This window comes from Paraburkholderia sp. BR10936, assembly GCF_040965735.1.
Taxonomy (GTDB): domain Bacteria; phylum Pseudomonadota; class Gammaproteobacteria; order Burkholderiales; family Burkholderiaceae; genus Paraburkholderia; species Paraburkholderia nodosa_A.
Map to the genome: position 1 here is coordinate 1 of NZ_JBFRCM010000093.1, position 255 is coordinate 255.

General features: G+C 51.0%; 1 tRNA gene. It reads left to right on the plus strand.

What is annotated here, in order from left to right:
• Positions 1 to 13: 13 nt before the first annotated feature.
• Positions 14 to 89, plus strand: a tRNA-Ala gene (locus AB4Y36_RS40560).
• Positions 90 to 255: the final 166 nt, after the last annotated feature.

Genomic DNA, 255 nt, shown 5'->3' on the forward strand with positions numbered 1-255 from the left:
AGTATGTGTGACTGGGGGATTAGCTCAGCTGGGAGAGCACCTGCTTTGCAAGCAGGGGGTCGTCGGTTCGATCCCGTCATCCTCCACCAATCCTCAATGCACAGCGTTCTGCACGAAGCAGAACCTTTTGCATTGGCGATTGAGCCAGTCAGAGCGGTATGTGAAAGCGTATCGGCTGTCGTTCTTTAACAATCAGGAAGAAGTAGTAAAGAGATTCATCCAAAACACACCTGGAGATGGGTGTGGAGTAGGTGA